The sequence below is a fragment of the Streptomyces sp. NPDC107454 genome (genome assembly GCF_055582885.1).
The window spans coordinates 281,305-303,813 of the sequence record NZ_JBVJPA010000007.1; the positions used below are offsets into that span (position 1 = coordinate 281,305).

Sequence of the window (22,509 nt, forward strand, 5' to 3'; positions counted from 1 at the left end):
GTCTAACGGGGTGGGAGCCGACCTCGGACGCGCAGTCCGAGGGGTGGCTCCGGTACGACTGCGCCCGTGGGGCCTCTTCGGCGTTACAGCAGGTACGCCGGGGTGCCCACGGGCAACGTAAATCGGAACTCGGCGCCGCCGCCGGGGGCGCGGCCGACCGTGATGGTGCCGCCGTGGGCCTCGACGATGCCCTTGACGATGTACAGCCCGAGGCCCGTGCCGCCGCGCTTGCTGCCCCGCCAGAAGCGGGTGAAGACGCGGTTCATGGACTCCTCCGGGATGCCGGTGCCCTCGTCGCTCACAGTGACCGACGTGGTCGCGTTCTCGCCGTCCTCACGCTCGCGCGGGGACGCCGAGGGCGTGACGTCAATAGTGACGGTTCCCTCGCCGTGCCGCACCGCGTTTTCGAGCAGGTTGCTCAGCACCTGGTCGATCTTGTCCGGGTCGGCCCACAGGGGCGGCAGGGGCTGTTCGATGCGCAGCAGGAAGCGGTCGGCGGGCTGGCCCGAGGCGACATACGCCTGGATGTGGCGGCCGACGGCGGCGCCGATGTCGACGGGCTGCCGGCGCACTTCCAGTCGGCCGGAGTCGATGCGGGAGATGTCGAGCAGCTCGGCGATGAGCCGGGTGACCCGGTTGGCGTCGGCGTCGACGGTCTCCAGCATGAGTTTCTTCTGGTCGTCGGTGAAGCGTTCCCACTTGGCGAGCAGGGTGGCGGTGAATCCCTTGACCGAGGTGAGCGGGGAGCGCAGCTCGTGGGCGACCGTGGCGATCAGCTCTGCGTGACTGCGCTCGGTGCGCCGGCGGGCCTCGGTGTCGCGCAGCGAGACGACGACGCGGCGGACGGGCCCGGTGGGCGCGGTGCGTACGTAGCGCGCGGAGACGAGCACCTCACGTCCCCCGGGGAGCAGCAGATTCCGCTCGGGCTGTCCGACGCGGATCGCGAGGCCGCCGTACGGGTCGGTCAGCTGCCACCAGCGACGGCCTTCGAGGTCCTCCAGGGGAAGCGCCGACTCCAGGTGGCGTCCGAGGGCGGCGGCGGCGGGGACGGCGGTGATGCGGGCGGCGGCGGCGTTGAAGCGGATGACCCGGCCGTTCTCGTCGGCGATGACGAGTCCGTCGGGCAGGTCGTCGGGGTCGATACCGAGCTCGCCCCCCGGCTGCGAACCGAGCCCGGCACCGTGATCGACGTCATGACTGGCGTCATGACCGGCGTCATGATCGGCATCGAGTCGATCGTCGTGCTGACCGGCGCGCGGGAGCGCGGGTGTGTCGCGCACGTCCCGTGCGCGCGGTGCGCTCTTCGCACCGCTCGTGCCGACACCCATCCCCGTACCCCACCTCTCGTCTGGCGCAGTGGGCCCCCGAGCCCGTCACCCTACTAGCTGTCGGTGACGGAGCGGCACCCTCCGGAGGCGCGCTGTGCACGGGCGGACGCGTAGAGACATACGGCGGCGGCCGTCGCGAGGTTCAGACTCTCGGCCTTTCCGTGGATCGGTACGCGCACGACGGCGTCCGCCAGCGCGCGCGTCTCCTCCGGGAGCCCCCAGGCCTCGTTGCCGAACACCCAGGCGGTGGGGCCGCCCATGGTCCCCTTGTCGAGCTCGTCGTCGAGGTCGTCCTCGCCCGCTCCGTCGGCGGCGAGGATCCGTACGCCGGCGTCCTTGAGGCCCTGTACGGCTGCCTCCACGGGCACACCGACGGCCACCGGCAGGTGAAAGAGGGAACCGACCGAGGCCCGTACGGCCTTGGGGTTGTACAGGTCGACGGACGCGTCGGTGAGTACGACGGCCTCGGCGCCGGCGGCGTCGGCGCACCGCAGCACCGTGCCGGCGTTCCCGGGGTCGCGGACGTGCGCGAGTACGGCGACGAGCTTGGGGCGGGCCGCGAGGATCTCCTCGAAGGGGGTGTCGAGGAACCGGCAGATCCCGACGAGCCCCTGCGGGGTGACGGTGGTCGAGATGTCGGCGATCACCTCCTCGTCGGCGAGGTGCACCCGGGCTCCGGCGGACCGGGCGTCCCCGACGATGTCGGCGTAGCGCTCCGCGGCCTCGACGGTCGCGAACAGTTCGACGAGCGTGGCCGCGTCGTCGGCGCGGTGCGCCGCCGCTTCGCGCACGGCCTGCGGTCCCTCGGCGAGGAACAGCCGTTCCTTGCCACGGAAGTTCCGCCGTGCGAGCCGCCGCGCGGCGGCTACGCGCGGCGAGCGCGGGGAGATCAGCTCGGGGTCGGCGGGCATCGGGTCACCTCGGGGGGTTGCGGAGGGTCGGCTTGGGGTGGGACGGGGCGGGGCGGGGTCCCCTCGGAGAACACGACGAGAACGCGGACCGGGTCCAGGTTTCGGGCACCGGGCCGACCAGCCGCCCGGCGTCCGCCGACCGGGATCCCGGCGACCTCGGACGCCCGGTCCGGCAGAGCTACGACGAGCCGGTGCCGGACTCTCGGCCCAGCCCAGCTCCGACAGAGCACACCACCCGGGCACACCCCGCCCACCAGAACGAAGCGGGCCGGGGACCGACCGGCCGGCTAGTCCCCGCGGGAGGCCCAAGGCCACATCCGCCGAAACGGAGCCCCGCCGCCGGGCCTGGGGCCGACGGGTCGGGTGTCACACCGGAAGCCGGGCACCGGCCGGGACGGATCCCGACCATCAGACCAGGAACCGACCTGCCAGCAGTCCCCGCCGGGACCGGGGCCGACGGGTCGGGTGTCCCACCGGAGACCAGGCACCGGCCGGGACGGAACCGCACCACCACACCCGGAACCAAACGGCTCGGTATCCCAGTCGGAGACCGGGCATCCGCCGAGACGGAGCCCACCACCAGACCCGGAACCAAACGGCCGGGTGTCCCACCGGAGGCCAGGCGGCCGCCGAGACAGAACCCCGCCACCGAACCCAGGGCCCACAGGTCGGGTGCCCCACCGGAGACCAAGCCTCCGCCAAGACAGAACCCCACCACCAGACCCGGAACCATACGGCTCGGTATCCCAGTCGGAGACCGGGCATCCGCCGAGACGGAACCCACCACCAGACCCGAAACCAAACGGCCGGGTGTCCCACCGGAGGCCAGCCGGCCGCCGAGACAGAACCCCGCCACCGGACCCAGGGCCCACAGGTCAGGTGCCCCACCGGAGACCAAGCCTCCGCCAAGACAGAACCCCACCACCAGGCCCGGAACCAAACGGCTAGGTGTCCTACCGGAGGCCAGGCGTCGGCCGGGACCGAGTCCCGGCACCAGGCCCGGAACCGAGCGGCTGGGTGGCCCGCCGGAGGCCAGGCGTCCGTCGGGACACAACCCCGTCGCCGACCGGCTGGGTGTGCCCGGCCGGTCGGCTTCGGCGTTGCGAGTGGGCTGTGTCTCCCCGGTGGGGGCACCGGACGCGACGCGTCATACGCGGCGCTCGGTGCCGTTCCGGGCCAGGACTCCCCCGCGGCCGACGTACCGTACGGCGCCGCGACGGCGGCATCCGGCGGTGCCGAACCGCCATCGCCGACGCGCAGCGTGCCCCGGCAGACCGGCGGAGCCCAAACGCACCGGGACCCGCAAGCCGTGAGGCAAGCGGGTCCACAGCGACGTACGGCTCAGGCGAGCGCGAGCGTCACGCGGCCTTCGGCGCGTTGACGTCCGACGGCAGCGCCTTCTGCGCGACCTCGACCAGCGCGGCGAACGCACCGGCGTCGTTCACGGCCAGCTCGGCCAGGATCTTGCGGTCGACCTCGATGTTCGCGGCCTTCAGACCCTGGATGAAGCGGTTGTACGTGATGCCGTTGGCGCGGGCAGCGGCGTTGATGCGCTGGATCCACAGCTGACGGAAGTCGCCCTTGCGCTTCTTGCGGTCGTTGTAGTTGTAGACCAGCGAGTGGGTGACCTGCTCCTTGGCCTTGCGGTACAGGCGCGAACGCTGACCGCGGTAGCCGGAGGCCGCCTCGAGGATCGCCCGGCGCTTCTTGTGGGCGTTGACTGCCCGCTTGACGCGTGCCACTTTTTAACTCCTTGTAGCGGGGCCGTGGCTGTCGTCACACGGCCCGAAATCGATTGGGTCCCGGTCGGAGATCAGGCGCGCGGTGCGCGCCCGACGTCACTTGCCGAGAAGCTTCTTGATCTTCTTGGCGTCGCCCGGGGCCATCTCGGCGTTGCCGGTGAGGCGGCGCGTCAGGCGCGACGACTTGTGCTCGAGCAGGTGGCGCTTGCCGGCGCGCTCACGGAGCACCTTGCCGGAGCCGGTGACCTTGAAGCGCTTGCTGGCACCGCTGTGCGACTTGTTCTTCGGCATAGCGCCGTTCTCTCCTCGTCAGTGGCGTTCCGATGCCCGGTCGTTAAACCGGGCACGGTGGAACGTCATGTATGTATCGATTGACATCCCCGGACTCACGTCCCGTGGACTCCCTGGACTGTCGTCCCGGACTCCCCGGAGCCTTCGCCCTGGGATCAGGCCTCGGCGGAAGCCTCGGCCGGGGCCTCGGCGGTCTCGGCCTCGGAGGTCTCGCCCCCGGCGATCTCACCCTCGGTGATCTCACCGTCGGCGGCGTTCTGCGAGCGACCGGGGTTGGCCTTCGCTTCAGCCTTACGAGCCGCCTGGGCCTCACGGGCCTCGGCCATCGCCTCGGTCTTCTTCTTGTGCGGACCGAGAACCATGATCATGTTTCGGCCGTCCTGCTTCGGGTTCGACTCGACGAACCCGAGGTCCTCGACGTCCGAAGCCAGACGCTGCAGCAGTCGGTAGCCGAGCTCCGGCCGGGACTGCTCGCGACCGCGGAACATGATCGTGATCTTGACCTTGTCGCCCTGCTTGAGGAACCGGACGACGTGACCCTTTTTGGTGTCATAGTCGTGCGGGTCGATCTTCGGCCGGAGCTTCATTTCCTTGATGACCGTGTGCGCCTGGTTCTTGCGCGCCTCACGGGCCTTCATGGCCGACTCGTACTTGAACTTCCCGTAGTCCATGAGCTTGCAGACCGGCGGACGCGCGCTCGCCGCCACCTCGACCAGGTCGAGGTCGTACTCCTGCGCAAGCTCCAGCGCCTTGGCAAGCGGAACAATCCCGACCTGCTCGCCGCTGGGACCGACAAGTCGCACCTCGGGAACGCGAATCCGGTCGTTGATGCGGGGCTCGGTGCTGATGGATCCTCCTCGGTAGCACCACACGGCGGTCTGGCGGACAGCCGCGTATGTCTCTGATGACATTGGACCAACCACCGCGGGGCATGAAAAATGCCCCGGACGGTACACAGGCGGGGCTCCAAGGAATACCGGAGCACCGCCGCGGTGAACCGCGGGGCGCGCATTCGGGCGACTCCACCGTCCGTACGGAACGGTGGTGGCCGCCTGACCGGGTGACCCGCCATCCCTGAGGACGGTCGGGTGGGAGATCGGAGCCTCCACTTGTGGGCCGAGCACGCTGACATACGTCGGGGCGCATCCGGCCGGTCGTTACACAAGGTTAGCAGCTCCCCCGGGCCCGCGCTAACCGAGCGCCTCCGCGCTCCCGCGGACGGGTGCCTGTGTGCCGGGGCCTATCGTGTGGGACATGAGTGACACCCCTCCCCAGAACCCCGACTTCGACAGCATGACCCGCGACATCGCCGAGGTCCCCGCGGTCGAGGTCCTCGTGACGGTCGCCGTCAACCTGATGAGCGCCGCCGCCGTGAAGCTCGGTCTGACCGAGGAGGGCGACAAGTACAAGGACCTCGACGAGGCGCGCAAGCTGATCCACGCGCTGGCCGGACTGCTGGACGCGAGCGCGACCGAGATCAGCTCCTTCCACGCGTCCCCGCTGCGCGACGGCCTGAAGTCGCTGCAGCTGGCGTTCCGCGAGGCGTCGATCGTCCCGGACGAGCCGGGCCAGGGCCCGGGCGAGAAGTACACCGGCCCGATCTACGGCTAGGTCGTGCCCGCAGGAGAGGCCTTGGTGCCTCTCCCGCTCCCTCTTTCTTTCTACTGACGTACGTACAAGGGCTCGCCCGGTGGCGTCGTCCCGGCCGGCAGCAGTGCCAGGTCGAGACCGCGCACCAGGCGGGCCCTCAGTGTTTCGTCGGCGGCGAGCCGCCCGGCGAGCGCGCGGGCGGCTTCGGCCGGGGCCGCGGTCGGGTCCAGTACCAGCGCGAGCGTGCCGTCGGCCTGGCCGGGGCCCAGGTGGGCGCGGAGTACGGCGGGCTCGGCGGCCACGGCGGCGCGTACCGCCTCGACCACGGCGGGATCGGCGAGCGGGTCCGCCGTCGTACGCCCCTCGGCGAGGGCGAGCAATGCAGAGCCGGTCAGTTCGTACGGCACCGGACCGGCCAGATCGAGGACGACCGTGTCGGCCTTCTCGTGCGCGGCGGCCTGCAGTGCCTGGTGCAGGGGTACGGCGACGGGGCGGGCCGCCGGGTCCCAACGGGCCAGCGACTCGGTGGAGGTGAAGGCGGGAAGGGCCGTGCGGTCGCCGGCCTTCAGGGTGGGCACCGCCATGTCGCTGGTCTTCTCGTGACGCAGCCCGTTCTCGTCCTCCTCGACCTCGCCGAGGACGGCCACGACGGGCACGAGGAGCCGGGCGCCCTTGAGCGCCTCCAGGACCGGCCCCACGGCGGTGCGGTCCTCGGCCCAGGCCGCGAGTGCCGCGCTCAGCCGGGGATCGGCCGAGCCGTCGTCGTCGGGGAAGCCGGAGTCGGGAATGTTCTTGTTCGCCACGGTCCCCGACCCTATCGGGGGGATGCTGCTGGGCTTGTGCGGGCCCTGAAACCTGGCGTTGACAGCCTTCACGGGATTCTCAGCTTTCGCTGACACACCTCTAACATGCGTCTAACGCCGGGCACAGGCAGCGCCCCGAGCATCGCGGGATGGCCCCTCACAGAGCTCGTCGGCGTCGCATCCGCCGCTCCGGACGCAGGACCCTCGTCCACACCGTCGTGGCTTCCGCCGTCCTCGTGGGCGGTACGGCGGCAGGTGCCGTCTATGTGAAGGCACAGGCGCACGACCGCGGGAGCCTCGTATCCTCCCCCTCGGCATCGCCGGGTAGGTCGTCGTCCTCGGCGTCGTCCGCGTCGTCCCCCAGCCAGGAAGCATCGGTGGAACCTGTGACGGATCCCACGGTGGAGCGGGACGCCCTGCTCGCCAAGACGATGAAGGCGGTGGCGTTGGAAAACGGCGCGGCGGTCTCGGTCGCGGTGTTCGACATCGACTCCGGCGAGGGCGCCGCCTACGGCGAGGGAGCCTTCGACACGGCCAGCATCGTCAAGGTCGACATCCTCGCGACGCTGCTGCTCCAGGCGCAGGACGCGGACCGGCATCTGACGGCGGCGGAGAAGACGTACGCCACCGCGATGATCACGAACAGTGACAACGTGTCCGCGTCCGCGCTGTGGGACATCATCGGGCAGGCGGACGGTCTCGACGCCGCGAACGAGCGGTTCGGGCTGACCGCTACCTCCGGCGGGGACGGTGCGCTGTGGGGGCTGACCCAGACCACGGCGGCCGACCAGCTCACCCTGCTCCAGCAGGTGTTCGGGGACGACTCCGAACTCAGCGAGGCCTCGCGGACGTATCTCCAGGAGCTGATGGGCGAGATCGCCGCCGATCAGCACTGGGGGGTGTCGGCGGCGGCCGACGGCACGCAGTGGGCCCTCAAGAACGGGTGGCTGGCGCGGAGTTCGACCGGGCTGTGGGACATCAACAGCATCGGCCGGGTCGCTGTCGACGGGGACGAGTACCTGGTGGCGGCGCTGTCCAACGGCAACACGACCAAGGCCAAGGGGATCTCGGTGGTGGAGGCGGCGGCGAAGGCGGCGGTGGCCGCGTTCGGCTCCGCGTGAGTTCGGCGGAGCCGTAGAGGTGCGGGGTGTCCGTTCGGGTGCGGCGCGTTGTGGCTGGGCGCTCAGTTCCCCGCGCCCCTGAAGCAGTTCCCCGGGCCCCTGAAGCAGCTTCCCGCGCCCCTGATGCAGTTCCCCGCGCCCCTAAAGGGGCAGGTCGCCCGATACGTCCTGCGCTGAGAACCTGCGGCCTCGCCACAGGATCACCGACGCGGCCAGCAGGACCACGCCCGCGCCGCCCGCCGCCGGGCCCACCCAGCCGGACGGCTGGTTGTCGTCCGGGGCGGCGTCGGGACCCGTACCGAAGTACTTCTTGCCGTACGCCGCCGCGTGGGTGCTGTCCGGCTTGAGGCGGCCTGCGGCCTCGATGGCCGCCGCGGGGTCGATGAAGCCGAAGCCGCGGGAGTCGTCGCGCCCGCCGCTGGGGGCGTTGCGGGCGGTGTCCTCCAGGAGCTTCTTGATCTGCGCCGGGGACAGGCCCGGGTGGGCCGCCTTGATGAGCGCGACCGCGCCGGAGACGAACGCGGAGGCGGCGCTGGTGCCCCAGCCCTCGTAGTACTTGTCGTCCGGGTCGGCGATGACGACGTCGACGCCGGGGGCGCTGACGGTGGCGTACCAGCGGCGGGTGGAGAACGAGGCGCGGGTGCCGTTCTGGTCGACGGCCGTGGCCGCGATCACGCCCGGGTAGGCCGCCGGGTACGAGATGTGGTCGCCCTTCTCACCGCCGTTGCCGGCCGAGGCGACGACGACCGCGCCCTTCTTCAGGGCGTACTGGACGGCGGCGTCCTCGGCGGGCTCGGGATGGGCGGACTTGGAGTCGTCGCCGAGGGAGAGGTTGATGACGTCGGCGCCCTGGTCGGTGGCCCAGCGGATGCCCTCGGCGAGGGCGTTGCCACGGGTGTTGCGGGCCCTCGTACGGGCCGAGTCGCCGTCTTCGAGGATGACGCGGACGGGGAGGATCTTCGCCTCGGGGGCGATGCCCAGGACTCCGTCGCCGTTGCCGACGCCGTGCCCGTGACCGGCGATGATCCCGGCCATCGCGGTGCCGTGCCGGGCCCATGCGCGGTCACCGCGCTGCGCCCCGAAGCCGACCATGTCCTTTCCGGTGAGGACGTTGCCGACCAGGTCCGGATGCTGGTCGTCGACGCCCGTGTCGAGGACCGCGACCGTGATGCCCTGGCCCTTCGTGGTGCGCCAGGCCTGCTGGGTGTGCATCGCGTCGAGGGCCCACTGCTGGGCGCGTATGCCGTCGGCGTGCGCGGCGGTGGACGGGAGCAGGGCGAGGGAGGCGGCCACCAGGACGCTCAGGGCTCCGGCCCTCCGGGTGGCCCTGCGAGATGCCTTGCGGGCGGCCTCGTGGGCGGCCCCGCTGGTGGTGGCCCTGCGGGTGGCCTTGCGGGTCATGACGGCTTCTCCGTGGCCGAGCCGACGGTCTTGCGCAGGCTGCGCTCGATGCGGTCGGCGAGGCCCTGTGCGTCGTGGCCCAGGCCCGCCTGGGCGGGGGCCGTGGTCGCACCGGGCTTGATGGCGTCCGCGGCGGGCTGCGGTGCGGTGACGATACGGCCGTCGGCGAAGCCGGTGACCGCGTAGACGACCACGGGCGCGTCGGTGAGCACCGACACCGTCCAGGACGCGCGCTGGGCGTCGCCGAACCCGGCGGCGACGGTGCCCTTGGCGGCGTACGGACGGGGCATCAGATCGGTACGCCGGCCGAGGCCTTCCTGCTGGAAACGGTTCTTCAGCGCGGTCATGGCCGCCGGGTCCGCCTTGGTGAACAGCAGGCCCACGGTGGTGACCTGGCTGCGGGTCGCGTCCGTGTACGTGGCCCGCAGCAGCCGCAGGCAGCCTGCCGGGGCGAGCGCCTTGCTCAGGAGCGGATCGAACGCGTTCGCGCAGCCGCTGTCCGGGGCGACGGCGAGTCGGGTCCAGGTGCGGTCGGCGCCGCCGGGGCCCGCGCCCTGGCCCTGCACGGTGGGCGGGAAGAGCTGGTCCACGGGCACGCTGTGCCACAGGCTTCCGGCCGCCACGAAGGCGCTGTGCGCACCGTCCGCGCCCGTGCCGTCGCCGGTCAGCCAGCTTCCGGCGGCCGCGCCGCCGATGAGGCCGAGGCCCAGCACGACGCAGGCCGCGGCCGCTGCCGCCCGGGGCCGGGTGCGCGCGCCGACGTGGCGCGGGCGCGTGGTGTCGTCGTAGGTCTCGGGCTCCGCGAACGACACGTACGGGCGTGCCGTGCCGGGGGCCGGGCTCGCGGGGACGGACGCTTCGACGGGCCGCTCGGCGGGGACGGGGCGCAGCCGCGTGGTCGTCTCCGTGATCCCGTCCTCGGGTACGGGCGTCCGCCGGGCCGGGCCGGGATGCGGCGCACCGGGGTGCCGACCGGCCGGCGGGGCGTCGGGAAAGCGGGCGGAGGCCGGGGGCGGGGGCGGGGACGCCGGGGTGGTGCGCCGGCCGGGGAAGCCGGGATGCGCCGGTTCGTGGCGCGGGGGCTCAGGGGTGCCGGTCGCACCCGGCGCCTGTGGGGACGCCGTACCGGCGGAGGACGGCCCCGCCGACGCTTTCGGGTCGTGCGAGAGCCGGAAGGGGCGCGCCGCCCGGGTAGCGCGGCCGTCCGGGCCCGCCATGACGTCACCGGAGGCGCCGGACGCCTCATCTGAGCGCGAGACCGCGTCCACGGGGGAACCGGCCGACGTCGGCCGCCGGGAACCACCGCCCGCGCGAGGCGCCCCGGCGGTATCGGGCGACAACGGGGTACGGGACTCGCCACCCGACCGCGGTGTCCCGGCGGTGGACGGACCGGGCGACGGGAAGACGGCACCCTCGCGGGGCGGCGTCATGGTGTCGTCCGCCGGGGACGGGCGGCTCTGCCGGGGTGCGCGCGCGGCGGGGGTGTCAGCCGTGGTGGGCCGCTCCGCCGGGCGGCGCGGGGCGCCTGTCGCGGGCAGGTCCCCGGAGTCGGGGAGCGTCCAGGACTCGCCCACCACGGACGGGTCCGTCCGGCGGGGCACCGGGGCGGTGGCCGCGGGCGGTTCCTGCGGGCTGGGCAGCGACCAGGGCTCGCCGCCCACGGGCGGCTCGGCCGGACGCGGCCGCCAAGTGGCGCCCGAGGGCAGGTACTTCGGGCGGGGCGGCACCGCGTCCCCGCCGACGGGGGACTGCTCGGGTCGCGGCGGGGTCGCCGGCGGCGTGACGCCCCCCGCGGGCGGCGCTTCGGGCCTCTGCGGGGGCACCGGATTCCCACGCCCGGGAGACATCTCCGGCCTCGGCGCGGTCGCCGCACCGCCTTCGCTCCTCGGAGACCGTTCGGGCCGGGGCGGGGTCGCCGACCAGGAGGGCGCGCCCTCCCCACTCGCCGGAGACGGTGCGGGCCGCGGCGGGGTCGCCCGGCCGGACGGCTCGCGCTCCCCGCTCGTCGGGGCCTGTGCGGGCCGTGGTGGGGTCGCCGGGCGGGAGGGCGTGGAACCGGTGCGGCCCTCCGCGGGAGGCGGTGGGGTGTCCTGCGCGGGAGACGCTGCCGCCCCGGGGGAGACTGTCCCCTCGGGGGAATCTCCCGGTGACTGTGCCGGGCGGGGTGGGATGGCCGGGCGTGGCGGGATGGAGGCGCGGCGCGCTTCCGTGCTCATGCACCCCCCGTTTCCTCGTACCCGGGCTACCGACCCGGCCCGGAATCCGCCGGGCCGCTCACGTGTACGGAAGAAACCACCTCGGCGACTCACCCGTCACGAGCACCCATACCCGTGCCGACGGACCGTCATCCCGGGCACGACCCGCCCGGACAAGGTCGTTCCTCCCTGCGTGCGCGTCACTCTACGGGTTGACGTGGGCAGGGAGGGAACCAGTCCGCGCGCCCGCGGCATCTGCCCGGAACGTCCCCCTACCCTGCGGTAATCGAGTCTGGCAGGCTGCGGTCATGACTGCCCGCGCCGCAGACCGGGCCCGCTACGACCGGGCCACAACTCATCTCGACGCCCCTCTCGCGATCGTGGATCTGGAGGCCTTCGACGCGAACGCGGACGATCTTGTCCGCAGGGCAGGCGGCAAGCCGATCCGGGTCGCCAGCAAGTCGGTGCGCTGCCGCGCCCTGCTCGAGCGCGTCCTGGAGCGGGACGGTTTCGCGGGGATCATGTCCTTCACCCTGGCCGAGTCGATCTGGCTGGCCCGTTCCGGCTTCGACGACATCCTGCTCGCCTACCCCTCGGCGGACACCCGGGGCTTCGCCGAGCTGACCTCCGACCCCAAGCTCGCCGCCGCCGTCACCGTCATGGTCGACGACCCCGCCCAGCTCCACCTGATCGACGAGGCCCGCCGGGACGGCACCGAAGTGGTGCGCGTCTGCCTGGAGTTGGACACCTCGCTCAAGCTGCTCGGCGGCCGGGTGCGGGTCGGGGCGCTGCGCTCGCCGCTGCACTCGCCCGCCCAGGTCGCCGACCTGGCCCGCGCCGTGGTGCGCCGGCCCGGGTTCAAGCTGGTGGGGATCATGGCGTACGAGGGGCATGTCGCGGGTGTCGGTGACGCCGTCGCGGGGCGGCCCCTGCGGTCGCGTGCGATCAGGCTCATGCAGGCCACCGCCCGCAAGGAGCTCGCGCGGCGGCGCGCCGAGGTGGTCCGTGCCGTACGGGACGTGGAGCCGGACCTCGAGTACGTCAACGGCGGCGGGACGGGCAGTGTGCAGCACACGGCAGCCGAGGACGCGGTCACCGAGATCGCGGCGGGCTCCGGGCTGTACGTTCCTCGGCTGTTCGACAACTACACGTCGTTCAGCGGGCGTCCGGCCGCGCTCTTCGCGCAGCCGGTGGTACGCAGGCCGGGTGTCGGGGTCGTCACGGTGCTCGGCGGCGGCTACCCGGCCTCGGGCGCCCCGGGCCCCGACCGGCTGCCGGTCCCCCACCTGCCGGAGGGCCTGCGCTACGACCCCCAGGAGGGCCCCGGCGAGGTGCAGACGCCGCTGCTCGGCGCCCCCGCGGACGACCTGCTCATCGGCGACAAGGTGTGGTTCCGGCACGCGAAGGCCGGGGAGCTGTGCGAGCGGTTCGACGCGCTGCACCTGGTCGAGGGCGACACGGTGACGGCGACCGTCCCGACGTACCGGGGAGAGGGCCACACCTTCCTGTAGCCGGGCTCACCGCGTGCCCACCGGCCGGATTCCCTCGGTGATCCGGTCCATGTCGGTGAGCGGCGGCCCGTCCGCACCCGCGTCGAACACGAAGCGGACGACGACGAGGGCCCCCGAGCCCACGCCGGAGGGGAACGCCAGCGATTCGACGTACCCCCCGGGTCCCACCCCCGTCTTCACCTGCCAGCGCACGAGGTATCCGATGCCGCCCGCGACGGCGACCGGGCTCGCCCGCAGCTGCCGGTGGGACGTGACGCCGTGGAAGGGCCGGTTGTCGAGGAGGTCGCGGTCGTACGCGGTGCTCGTGGCGTCCGCGATGTCGTGCTCGGCGAGGGCCTTCGGGGACCTCTCGTCGTTCGCGGTGACGGTGCGCGAGACGACCCGCCCGTGCCGGCACAGACCGGGGTCGCCCGGGCAGTCGTAGGTACCGGGGGTGGTCATCATGACGTCGTCCTCGGCCACGTCCTGGGCGCGGACCCAGCCGTCGAACAGCGGCAGGGCGATGCCGTTGAGCTCGTCCACGACGACGGACGGGTCGCCGGAGGACGGGCCGGCCGGGGAGCCGCTGGTCGCTGTGGGTGCGGCGGGCGGCGTGGTCCGTGCCGCCGCGGTGCCCCCGCCGCCCTCCCGGCCGAGCACGAAGGCGCCCGTGACGATCGCGGTGACCAGGACGGCTCCGGCGGTGACGAGCGCCACGGCCTTGGCACGTCCGGAGCCGCCGACGACGGGTCGCGGCGGCGCCAGGGGCATCTGGGGTGCCTCGGGTCCTCGCCGGTGCTCCGTCCAGGCGGTGCCGTCCCACCAGCGCTCGACGAGCGGGTACGAGGGGTCGCGGTACCAACCGGGCGGGGGCGTCATGCTCATTCCGGCACTCTAGGGCGCGCCCCGAACGTCAGTACACGGGTGTTCCGTAGACGGTGTCCTTCTGGTCGGGTACGACCGAACCGTCGTCCCTGAGGACGGGTTCCGCGCCGCCGCCTGTCGCGTGGTGGGCGCTGGTCGCGCACGGGTACGGCTCGGGCCTGCGCGGCAGCGGCCCGATGAACATCGGGTTGATCACCCAACGGCCGTCGGCGTCGTCGTACGCGCGGCACATGAGTTCGCTCTTGTTGCGGTTGAGGACGAGGTGGGCTCCGGTGGCGTCCCCGACGAAGGTCACATCGGTGTCTGCGTCGCCGGCCGCGAGCACGGTGCGGTGGCGTGGGTCCTGCCGCTGCCAGGCCGCGGCGCCGTGGACGCCGTAGATCTCCTGGTTGATCCAGCAGCGCTTGCCGTCGATGTACGGGATGGCCTCGCCCCGGGTCGCCGGTACGCCGCCGCAGCCCTCGTTGCGGGTGGTGATCCGGCCGCGCCGGTCGAGGACCGACCGGATGGCGATCGTGTGCCGGGCGTCGATGCCGACCCCCCTCGACCAGACCTCGGTGACCGGTTCGGCGCCCGCGGAGACGACGTAGACGTCGAATCCGGCCCGGTGGAGCGTACGGATCAGCTCGCGCTGCTGATCGTAGTAGCGGACGTACGCCGGGACGGTGTGCGTGCCCAGGGTCCGCGTCGAGCCGAGGGGCGCGGCGAGTGCCTGCGCACGGGCGCTGCGGGCGTACGAGGTCAGCTCGGCGACGGTGCGTCCGGCGAAGAGCTGGGGCACCCAGGCGTACTGGGGGACGGTGCGCCGGTGGTTCCAGGTACCGGCGAAGGCGGGAGCGCCGCTCATGGTCCGGCCGTTCTCGCGGATCTCGAGGATCTCGTCGGCGCAGCGGGGCTCGGTCGAGGTGGGGAGGGGTGCGCCCGCGGGTGTGGTGGTGCCGCAGGCGGCGGTCAGCGCCCGGTCCGCCGCGTCCGTGAGCCACTGGCTGGTGTCCCGCCAGCGCGCGGGGCGCAGGATCTTGTCGTGTCCCAGGGCCCAGGCGAGGGTGGCGTCGGTGACGTCGTTCTTGGTGACGGTGTTGTCCCAGTCGAAGGCGGCGACCGGGCGGCCCGTCGGGGGGATCGGCCCGGCGCAGATGCCTCGCTCGTCGATCACCTGTTGCAGGTGGGCGCGGTTGTCGCCGTACCAGCGCGCGGAAAGCCGCGGGCAGTCGGGACGGGTGCCGGAGGAGGCGGTCGGCGCGGCCGCCAGGGTGGCGGCCGCGACGAGGGTCCACGCGAAGGTGACACGAACGGATCGATGGCGCATGGAACGTGCATACACCGGGGCGATCTACAGGGGCGTGACGTACGCGCCCGAGATCCCCCCGTCCACCAGGAAGTCGGAGGCGTTCACGAAGGAGGAGTCGTCGCTGGCGAGGAAGGCGACCGCCGCGGCGATCTCCTCGGCCTCGGCGAACCGGCCGACGGGGATGTGGACGAGCCGGCGTGCGGCCCGCTCGGGGTCCTTGGCGAACAGTTCCTGGAGCAGCGGGGTGTTGACCGGTCCCGGGCACAGGGCGTTGACGCGGATGCCCTCGCGGGCGAACTGGACGCCCAGTTCACGGGACATGGCCAGCACGCCGCCCTTGGAGGCCGTGTACGAGATCTGCGAGGTGGCCGCGCCCATCCGGGCCACGAAGGACGCCGTGTTGATGATGGAGCCCTTGCCCTGGCGTCGCATGTAGGGGATCGCGGCCTTGCAGCACAGGTAGACGGAGGTGAGGTTGACCTCCTGGACGCGCTTCCAGGCCTCCAGGCCGGTGTCCAGGATGGAGTCGTCGTCGGGCGGCGAGATGCCCGCGTTGTTGAAGGCGATGTCGACGGAGCCGTAGGTGTCGAACGCCGCCTTGAAGAGCGCCTCGACCTGCTCGGGGTCGGTGACGTCGACCTTGACGAAGATCCCGCCGACCTCGTCGGCGGCGGCCTTGCCGCGGGCGTCGTCGACGTCGCCGCAGACGACGTGGGCGCCCTCGGAGGCGAGCCGGCGTGCGGTGGCGAGACCGATGCCGCTGCCGGCGCCGGTGATGACGGCGGTACGGCCGACGAGGCGGCGGCAGATGATTCCTTCGGCGTCCGCGGCGGCTTCGGTGCCTGCGGTGCCTGCGGTGCCTGCGGTGGCTTCGGTCACTGTGCGGGGCCCTCCGTGCTGATGAAGACGTTCTTGGTTTCGGTGAAGGCGGTGAGCGCGTCCGGGCCGAGTTCGCGGCCGATCCCCGACTGCTTGAAGCCGCCGAAGGGGGTCCAGTAGCGGACGCTGGAGTGGGAGTTGACGGACAGGTTCCCGGCGCGGACGGCCTGCGAGACGCGCAGGGCGCGGCCGACGTCACGGGTCCAGATGGAGCCGGCGAGGCCGTACTCGGTGGCGTTGGCGAGCCGGATCGCGTCCGCCTCGTCCTCGAAGGGCAGGACGACGGCGACGGGGCCGAAGACCTCCTCGACGGCCACACGCGCGTGGGGCTCGACTCCGCTGAGGACGGTGGGCGGGAACCAGAAGCCGGGGCCTTCGGGGGCCTTGCCGCGGATGCCCTCGGCGCCCTCCGGGACGTACGAGCGGACGCGGTCCAGCTGGACCCGGGAGATGAGCGGGCCCATGTCCGTCTTCTCGTCCGCCGGGTCGCCGACGGTCACCGCCTCGATCGCGGGGCCCAGCAGCTCCATGAAACGGTCGTAGGCGGAGCGCTGGACGAGGATGCGGGTGCGGGCGCAGCAGTCCTGGCCCGAGTTGTCGAGGAAGGCCATCGGAGCCGCTGCGGCGGCGGCCTCGACATCCGCGTCGGCGAAGACGATGTTGGGGCTCTTGCCGCCGAGTTCGAGGGTGACGCGCTTGAGCAGGGCCGAGCCCTTCGCCAACACCTGTTTGCCCACGGCCGTTGACCCGGTGAACACGATCTTCGCGACGCCGGGGTGCTCGACGAGCGCGTTGCCCGCGACCGGGCCGTGGCCGGGGAGCACCTGGAAGAGCCCCTCGGGCAGACCGGCCTCCAGAGCCAGCTCGGCCAGCCGCAGCGCCGTCAGGGGGGTCGTCTCGGCGGGCTTGAGGATGACCGCGTTGCCTGCCGCGAGCGCCGGGGCGGTGCCCCAGGCGGCGATCGGCATCGGGAAGTTCCAGGGCGCGATGACGCCCACGACGCCGAGCGGTTCGAGGATGGTCACGTCGAGGCCGCCCGGAACCGGGATCTGGCGGCCGGTGAGCCGCTCCACTCCCCCGGCCGCGTAGTCGAGCAGGTCTCGGACGTTGCCCGCCTCCCAGCGCGCGTTGCCGACCGTGTGCCCGGCCTCGCGCACCTCCAGCCGGGCGAGTTCCTCCAGGTGTCCGTCGACGGCGGCCGCGAAGCGGCGCAGCAGGCGGGCGCGGTCGGCGGGCGGCATGGCCGCCCACGTCGCCTGGGCCCGCGCGGCGCGTACGACGGCGGCGTCCACGTCGGCCGCGGTGGCGGCCGGGACGGTGGCGAGGACCTCCTCGGTGGCCGGGTTGAGTACCTGGAGATCGAGCTCGTTCGACAAGGAAGGACCTCTCACATGCGTTCGAAGGAGCGGCGCAGCTCCCAGTCGGTCACCGCGGCGTCGAAGGCCTCCAGCTCGACGCGGGCCATGTTGCTGTAGTGCGCGACCACCTCGTCGCCGAAGGCGGCCTTGGCGATGGGGCTGTTCTCCCAGAGCTCGGCGGCCTCGCGCAGGGTGGTGGGCACGTGCGCGTACTCGGCGGTGTACGCGTTGCCCGCGCACGGCTCCGGCAGCTCCAGCTTCTGTTCGATGCCGTACAGGCCGGCCGCGACGAGCCCGGCGACGGCCAGGTGCGGATTGACGTCACCGCCGGGCAGCCGGTTCTCGAAGCGCGTCGAGCGGCCGTGGCCGACGACGCGGAGCGAACAGGTGCGGTTGTCGTATCCCCAGGCGACGGCGGTCGGCGCGAAGGAGCCGGGCTGGAAGCGCTTGTAGGAGTTGATGTTGGGCGCGTAGAGGAGCGAGAAGTCGCGCAGGGCCGCCAGCTGCCCGGCGAGGAAGTACCGCATGACCTCGGACATGCCGCCCGGGTCCTGTGCCGAGCCGGCCATCACGTTCGTGCCGTCCGCGTCCGCGAGCGAGAGGTGGATGTGACAGGAGTTGCCCTCGCGCTCGTTGTACTTCGCCATGAAGGTGAGCGAGACGCCCTCCTGGGAGGCGATCTCCTTGGCGCCGGTCTTGTAGATGGCGTGCTGGTCGCAGGTGACGAGGGCCTCGTCGTACTTGAAGGCGATCTCGTGCTGGCCGGGGTTGCACTCGCCCTTGGCGGACTCGACGGTCAGCCCCGCGGCCTGCATCTCGTTGCGGATGCGGCGCAGCAGCGGCTCGATGCGCCCGGTGCCGAGGACCGAGTAGTCGATGTTGTACTGATTGGCCGGGGTGAGCCCCTTGTAGCCCGTGTCCCAGGCCTGCTCGTAGGTGTCCTTGAAGACGATGAACTCGAGCTCGGTGCCGACCTGGGCGGTGTAGCCGAGTGCGGCGAGGCGGTCGAGCTGGCGGCGCAGGATCTGGCGGGGCGCGGCCACGACCGGGGAACCGTCGTTCCAGACGAGGTCGGCGACGAGCAGGGCGGTGCCCTCGTTCCACGGCACCCGCCGTAGGGTGCTGAGATCGGGGCGCATGGCGAAGTCGCCGTAGCCCCTGTCCCAGGAGGACATGGCGTACCCGTCGACCGTGTTCATCTCGGTGTCGACGGCGAGGAGGTAGTTGCAGCCCTCCGTGCCGTGCTCGAGGACCTCGTCGAGGAAGAAGCGCGCGGCGAACCGCTTGCCCTGGAGCCGCCCCTGCATGTCGGGGAAGGCCAGGACGACGGTGTCGATCTCGCCGCCGGCGACGAGAGCGTGCAGCTCCTCGACGGCGAGCGGGGGTGTGCGGTCTGCCACCGGAAAAGCCTCCTTGGGTCAGCCGAGAGCCATAAGGTATTGCCGAGAACCATTGCTTGGGAAGGGGGCACGACCAGATGACGCGGGCGGAAGCCGACGGTGGTGTGGACGACCGACTGACGCCGGTGCTGCGGCCGGTGCGGGCGGGCAACGGTTTCGAAGAGGCACTGGAGCAGATCCTCCAAGTGGTCAGGCTGGGGCTGGTGCCCGGCGGCGGACGGCTGCCCGCGGAGCGGGAGCTCGCGGAGCGGCTGGGGATCAGCCGGGTGACGCTGCGCGAGGTCCTGAAGGTGCTCCAGGACCAGGGTCTCGTCGAGTCGCGGCGCGGACGGTACGGGGGCACGTTCGTGGTGCCGAGGGCCGAGACGCCCGGCGAGGACGAACTGCGGCGCCGGTTCGCCGAGGTCGACATCGAGGACGTCCTTCGTTTCCGTGAGGTGCTGGAGGTGGGTGCGGCGGGGCTGTGCGCGGCGCACGGGCTCTCCGCGGAGCAGGCGGAGCGGCTGCGTGAGGCATTGGCCCGCACGCACGAGGCGCCGCTGGCGGACTACCGGCGCCTGGACACCCTGCTCCACCTCACCCTCGCCGAGCTGAGCGGTTCGCCGTCGCTGACGGCCCAGTACGCGGCCGTCCGCGCCTCCGTCAACGACCTGCTCGACTGCATCCCGCTCCTGGTCCGCAACCTCGAGCACTCCCAGCGCCAGCACACCGCGCTGGTCGAGGCGGTGCTCGACGGGGACGCGGACGGGGCGCGGGAGATGACGCGGGAGCACTGCGCGGGGACGGCGGCGCTGCTGCGGGGCTTCCTGGCGTGAACGCTCTGCCGGTACCGTACAGAGACTTCAAAGGTATGACTGCATTCCATTGAATCCGTAGGGAGCGCGGCGTGGGAGGTACGGACGGTGCGGGCGACGTGGGCGGTGTGAGCGGCGTGGCCAGACCGCTGATCGGCGTGAGTACGTATCTGGAGGCCGGGGCGCGCTGGGGGGTGTGGGAGCTGGAGGCCGCTCTGCTGCCGGCCGGCTATCCGCGGCTCGTCCAGGCGGCGGGGGGTCTCGCCGCGTTGCTGCCGCCGGACGACCCCTCCCACGCCGCGTCGGCCGTCGCCCGTCTCGACGGCCTCGTGATCGCGGGCGGCCCCGATGTCGACCCCGTCCACTACGGCGCCGAGCGCTCCCCGCGGACCGGACCGCCGGCCGCCGCCCGCGACGCCTGGGAACTCGCCCTGATCGACGCCGCGCTGGCGTCCGGCACTCCGCTCCTCGGCATCTGCCGGGGCATGCAGCTCCTCAACGTCGCCCTCGGCGGCACGCTCGTCCAGCACATCGACGGGCATGTGAAGGACGTCGGGGTCTTCGGGCGGCACGAGGTGACGCCGGTGGCGGGGAGTCTGTACGGGGATGTCGTGCCGGAGACATGCGCCGTGCCGACCTATCACCACCAGGCGGTCGAAAGCCTCGGAGCGGGACTGAAGGCCTCGGCGCACGCGCCCGACGGAACGGTGGAGGCGATCGAACTCCCCTCTTCGCGCTGGGTGTTGGGTGTGCAGTGGCATCCCGAGATGGGCGAGGACCTGAGGGTCATGCGGGCGTTGGTGCGAGCCGCTTCCTGAGCCAGTCGAGGGCGGCGGCGCCCTGGGCGTGCTGGAAGGCGCGCAGGGTCGGCAGTCCCGGGGGCGGTGGCTGCCGGGACTGCTGGACGAAGAAGCCGGCGAGGGCCGCCAGGGTGGCGGTGACGCCTTCCGGGTCGGCATCGCGGCCCAGCGGGTGGGCGGTGAACACCTCTTCCGGGTCGGGGCCGCCCTGGGCGCGGACGCAGGGCAGCATCAGCAGCAGGTCGAACCACGGGGCGGCGCGCACGGCGTGCGGCCAGTCGACGAAGACGACCCCGCCGTCCTTCGTGAGCAGGACGTTGTCCGCGCGCAGGTCGGCGTGCGCGAGGGTGTCGCCGGTGGCGAACTCGGCCCACGGGGCGGAGAGTTCGGCCAGTTCGTGCCGGTGCGCCGCGGTCCACGGGTCGAGGCCATCGCCCCCGGTGTCCCCGGAGTCGATGAGCTGCCGCCACCCCTGGAAGGCGTGGGCCAGGGACTGTGCGGCGGTCGGGGCGTCGAACGGGGCCGGTGTCAGGGCCCGGCCCAACTCCTCGACGGCGTCGAGGACACGTCTGAACTCGTCCTCCCGCCAGGGGACATGGGGCTGACGGCCCGCCACGTCCTCGAGGACCAGGGCGACCCAGGTGCCGTCGTCGTAGGTACCGAGGAGCCTGGGGGCGGGGGTGTTCGGCGGGAGTGCGGAGGCGTTCCTCGCCTCCGTTCGGTGCAGGGAGGGGCTGTCGGGGTTCGTCTCTCCACTGACCGCCTTCACGAACGCACGGCGGTGGTCCGTGGTGGTCACGCGGGCGGCGGCGCCGGGCGAGAAGCCGCCCTCCTGCGTGACCGCCGTGCGCACCGGCGCCCCGAGCACGTCCGCGACGGCGTCCCGGAGCGTGCGCGGGAGTTCTTCCCAGGGTGTGCGCAGGCCCGCGGCGGGCGGAGCGATCGGATGCATGCCCCGCATCCTGCGGGGCCCCGCCCCCAACCGCCACCGATTTCTCCCGACCCCCCGCACCGGCCTGCCCCTCAAACACCGCACGGGCCAAAGGCCTCTAGGGGCCGAGCGGGAATTCGGGGCGCGGCCCCACCCAGGGGCGCGGGAAACTGCGCGACCAGCCCCCACCCGCCCGCAGCCAAACCAACCCGGACAACCGGGGACTACGGGGCGCAGCCCCACCCAGGGGCGCGGGGAACTGCGCGACCAGCCCCCACCCGCCCGCAGCGAGACGCACCCGGGGTCGGGAGGGGCGGAGCCCAGGGGTGCCGGCCTACAAGCCCCGTGTCAGTGAGAGCAGTTCCCGTGCCGGGCCCGTGGGCCGGTGGCCCGTGGGCCAGACCGCCCGGAGGTCCCGGCGGAGCTGGACGTCGGACAGCGGAATGCTCACCAGACGATGCGCCGACAGCTCCTCCCCGAGAGCCAGCTCGCTCAGGACGGCCGGCCCCGCCCCGCTCACCGCCGCCGCCTTCACCGCCGTAGTCGAGGAAAGCTCGATCAACGGCCGCGCCAACCCACCCAACGCCGCGTCGAGAACCTGCCGCGTACCCGACCCCTCCTCCCGGAGGATCAACGGCGTCGCGGCCAGCTCCGCCCCCGCGAGCGGCGCGCGACGCCGGGCCCACGGATGCCCCGGCGCCGTCACCACGATCAGCCGGTCGTGCGCGATGACCGTCGAGTCGAGCGCGGCCGGCACGGACAGTCCCTCAACGAAGCCGAGGTCCGCCTCGCCCGCGAGGAGACGTTCCGCCACGGCCGTCGAGTTCCCGGCGAGAAGCGACACCGCCGTGTCCGGCCGCTGCGCACGCAGCGCGAGCAGCCACCCCGGCAGCAGATACTCGGCGATGGTCATGCTCGCCGCCACCCGAAGCCGCGAGTCCCGCCGGTCCCGCAACGCCTGCGCCCCCGCGTCGAACGCCTCCGCCGCCTCCACGACCCGCCGCGCCCAGTCCGTGACCAGCGCCCCGGCGTCGGTGAGCCGCGAGCCCCGGGGCGAGCGGTCGACGAGTGCGACACCCAGTTGCCGTTCCATGGAACGGATGCGGCTGCTGGCCGCGGGCTGGGTGATCCCCAGCTCCCGCGCCGCCCGCCCGAGACTCCCCAGCCGCGCCACCGCGAGCAGCAGTTCCAGCGCCCCGAGGTCGGGCACCCGATGCGCGATCCCGACCGCGACCGGTCCCGGTTCCCCCGACCGGCCACCCTCCATCCGTGATCCCTCAGCACTCACACCCATAAAGC

20 protein-coding genes are annotated in these 22,509 nt (G+C 72.8%); 5 read left to right on the forward strand and 15 right to left on the reverse strand.

The annotated features are described in order from the left end of the window. Window positions 1-83: 83 nt before the first annotated feature. The 5 genes from ACZ69M_RS19545 to infC form a co-directional block, all read right to left on the reverse strand. A complete protein-coding gene (locus ACZ69M_RS19545; RefSeq protein WP_470051334.1) occupies window positions 84-1,328 on the reverse strand; it encodes a sensor histidine kinase in 1,245 nt (414 codons plus the stop codon). Between the two features lie 53 nt (window positions 1,329-1,381). Continuing rightward, window positions 1,382-2,239 (reverse strand): TrmH family RNA methyltransferase, encoded by an 858-nt coding sequence (locus ACZ69M_RS19550; RefSeq protein ID WP_470051336.1) that lies wholly within the window; start codon window positions 2,237-2,239, stop codon window positions 1,382-1,384. Between the two features lie 1,358 nt (window positions 2,240-3,597). Then, window positions 3,598-3,981 (reverse strand): 50S ribosomal protein L20, encoded by a 384-nt coding sequence (gene rplT, locus ACZ69M_RS19555; protein ID WP_054236131.1) that lies wholly within the window; start codon window positions 3,979-3,981, stop codon window positions 3,598-3,600. 96 nt (window positions 3,982-4,077) lie between these two features. After that, a complete protein-coding gene (gene rpmI / locus ACZ69M_RS19560) occupies window positions 4,078-4,272 on the reverse strand; it encodes a 50S ribosomal protein L35 (protein WP_007829094.1) in 195 nt (64 codons plus the stop codon). 155 nt (window positions 4,273-4,427) lie between these two features. Then, on the reverse strand, window positions 4,428-5,144 hold the full coding sequence (gene infC / locus ACZ69M_RS19565; protein ID WP_470051708.1) for a translation initiation factor IF-3: 717 nt from the start codon (window positions 5,142-5,144) through the stop codon (window positions 4,428-4,430). 382 nt (window positions 5,145-5,526) lie between these two features. Between infC and ACZ69M_RS19570 the strand changes: the two genes are divergently transcribed. Beyond that, window positions 5,527-5,883 carry a DUF1844 domain-containing protein gene (locus tag ACZ69M_RS19570; RefSeq protein WP_054236133.1) on the forward strand — a complete coding sequence of 119 codons (357 nt, stop codon included), beginning with the start codon at window positions 5,527-5,529 and terminating at the stop codon, window positions 5,881-5,883. A gap of 50 nt (window positions 5,884-5,933) precedes the next feature. Here ACZ69M_RS19570 and ACZ69M_RS19575 read toward each other — a convergent pair whose 3' ends face one another. After that, window positions 5,934-6,665 (reverse strand): SseB family protein, encoded by a 732-nt coding sequence (locus tag ACZ69M_RS19575; protein ID WP_470051339.1) that lies wholly within the window; start codon window positions 6,663-6,665, stop codon window positions 5,934-5,936. A gap of 149 nt (window positions 6,666-6,814) precedes the next feature. Here ACZ69M_RS19575 and ACZ69M_RS19580 point away from each other — a divergent pair, with 149 nt between their 5' ends. Beyond that, the gene (locus ACZ69M_RS19580; RefSeq protein ID WP_470051340.1) at window positions 6,815-7,786 is read left to right on the forward strand and encodes a serine hydrolase; all 972 of its coding nucleotides are present in this window, start codon (window positions 6,815-6,817) and stop codon (window positions 7,784-7,786) included. A gap of 141 nt (window positions 7,787-7,927) precedes the next feature. Here ACZ69M_RS19580 and mycP read toward each other — a convergent pair whose 3' ends face one another. Both mycP and ACZ69M_RS19590 read right to left on the reverse strand, forming a co-directional pair. Then, window positions 7,928-9,187, reverse strand: coding sequence for a type VII secretion-associated serine protease mycosin (mycP, locus tag ACZ69M_RS19585; protein WP_470051342.1), 1,260 nt, complete (start codon window positions 9,185-9,187; stop codon window positions 7,928-7,930). Beyond that, entirely contained in the window at window positions 9,184-11,010 is a 1,827-nt protein-coding gene (locus tag ACZ69M_RS19590) for a hypothetical protein (protein ID WP_470051344.1), read from the reverse strand. The genes mycP and ACZ69M_RS19590 overlap by 4 nt, the downstream gene beginning before the upstream one ends. Window positions 11,011-11,690: 680 nt before the next feature. On the opposite strand from ACZ69M_RS19590, the gene ACZ69M_RS19595 reads away from it, so the two are divergent. Further along, a complete protein-coding gene (locus ACZ69M_RS19595) occupies window positions 11,691-12,893 on the forward strand; it encodes an amino acid deaminase/aldolase (RefSeq protein WP_470051346.1) in 1,203 nt (400 codons plus the stop codon). Between the two features lie 6 nt (window positions 12,894-12,899). On the opposite strand, the gene ACZ69M_RS19600 is transcribed toward ACZ69M_RS19595, so the two are convergent. From ACZ69M_RS19600 to ACZ69M_RS19620, 5 genes are all read right to left on the reverse strand, one after another. Continuing rightward, window positions 12,900-13,757: a DUF2510 domain-containing protein gene (locus tag ACZ69M_RS19600; RefSeq protein ID WP_470051348.1), complete on the reverse strand. Its 858-nt coding sequence runs from the start codon at window positions 13,755-13,757 to the stop codon at window positions 12,900-12,902. Window positions 13,758-13,785: 28 nt separating this feature from the next. Further along, window positions 13,786-15,066 (reverse strand): haloacid dehalogenase-like hydrolase, encoded by a 1,281-nt coding sequence (locus tag ACZ69M_RS19605; protein ID WP_470051350.1) that lies wholly within the window; start codon window positions 15,064-15,066, stop codon window positions 13,786-13,788. 24 nt (window positions 15,067-15,090) lie between these two features. Beyond that, entirely contained in the window at window positions 15,091-15,861 is a 771-nt protein-coding gene (locus tag ACZ69M_RS19610; RefSeq protein WP_470051710.1) for a 3-oxoacyl-ACP reductase, read from the reverse strand. A 62-nt stretch (window positions 15,862-15,923) separates the two neighbouring features. Next, window positions 15,924-17,303: an aldehyde dehydrogenase family protein gene (locus ACZ69M_RS19615; protein WP_470051352.1), complete on the reverse strand. Its 1,380-nt coding sequence runs from the start codon at window positions 17,301-17,303 to the stop codon at window positions 15,924-15,926. An 11-nt stretch (window positions 17,304-17,314) separates the two neighbouring features. Next, a complete protein-coding gene (locus tag ACZ69M_RS19620) occupies window positions 17,315-18,685 on the reverse strand; it encodes a glutamine synthetase family protein (protein ID WP_470051354.1) in 1,371 nt (456 codons plus the stop codon). A gap of 77 nt (window positions 18,686-18,762) precedes the next feature. Between ACZ69M_RS19620 and ACZ69M_RS19625 the strand changes: the two genes are divergently transcribed. Together ACZ69M_RS19625 and ACZ69M_RS19630 are read left to right on the forward strand one after the other, a co-directional pair. After that, window positions 18,763-19,500 carry a FadR/GntR family transcriptional regulator gene (locus tag ACZ69M_RS19625; protein ID WP_470051356.1) on the forward strand — a complete coding sequence of 246 codons (738 nt, stop codon included), beginning with the start codon at window positions 18,763-18,765 and terminating at the stop codon, window positions 19,498-19,500. A 116-nt stretch (window positions 19,501-19,616) separates the two neighbouring features. Then, window positions 19,617-20,297 carry a gamma-glutamyl-gamma-aminobutyrate hydrolase family protein gene (locus tag ACZ69M_RS19630; protein ID WP_470051712.1) on the forward strand — a complete coding sequence of 227 codons (681 nt, stop codon included), beginning with the start codon at window positions 19,617-19,619 and terminating at the stop codon, window positions 20,295-20,297. On the opposite strand, the gene ACZ69M_RS19635 is transcribed toward ACZ69M_RS19630, so the two are convergent. Both ACZ69M_RS19635 and ACZ69M_RS19640 read right to left on the reverse strand, forming a co-directional pair. Further along, entirely contained in the window at window positions 20,266-21,231 is a 966-nt protein-coding gene (locus ACZ69M_RS19635; protein WP_470051357.1) for a phosphotransferase, read from the reverse strand. The two genes, ACZ69M_RS19630 and ACZ69M_RS19635, sit on opposite strands and share 32 nt — an antisense overlap. Before the next feature lie 313 nt (window positions 21,232-21,544). Then, window positions 21,545-22,477, reverse strand: coding sequence for a LysR family transcriptional regulator (locus ACZ69M_RS19640; RefSeq protein ID WP_352047993.1), 933 nt, complete (start codon window positions 22,475-22,477; stop codon window positions 21,545-21,547). Between the last annotated feature and the right edge of the window lie 32 nt (window positions 22,478-22,509).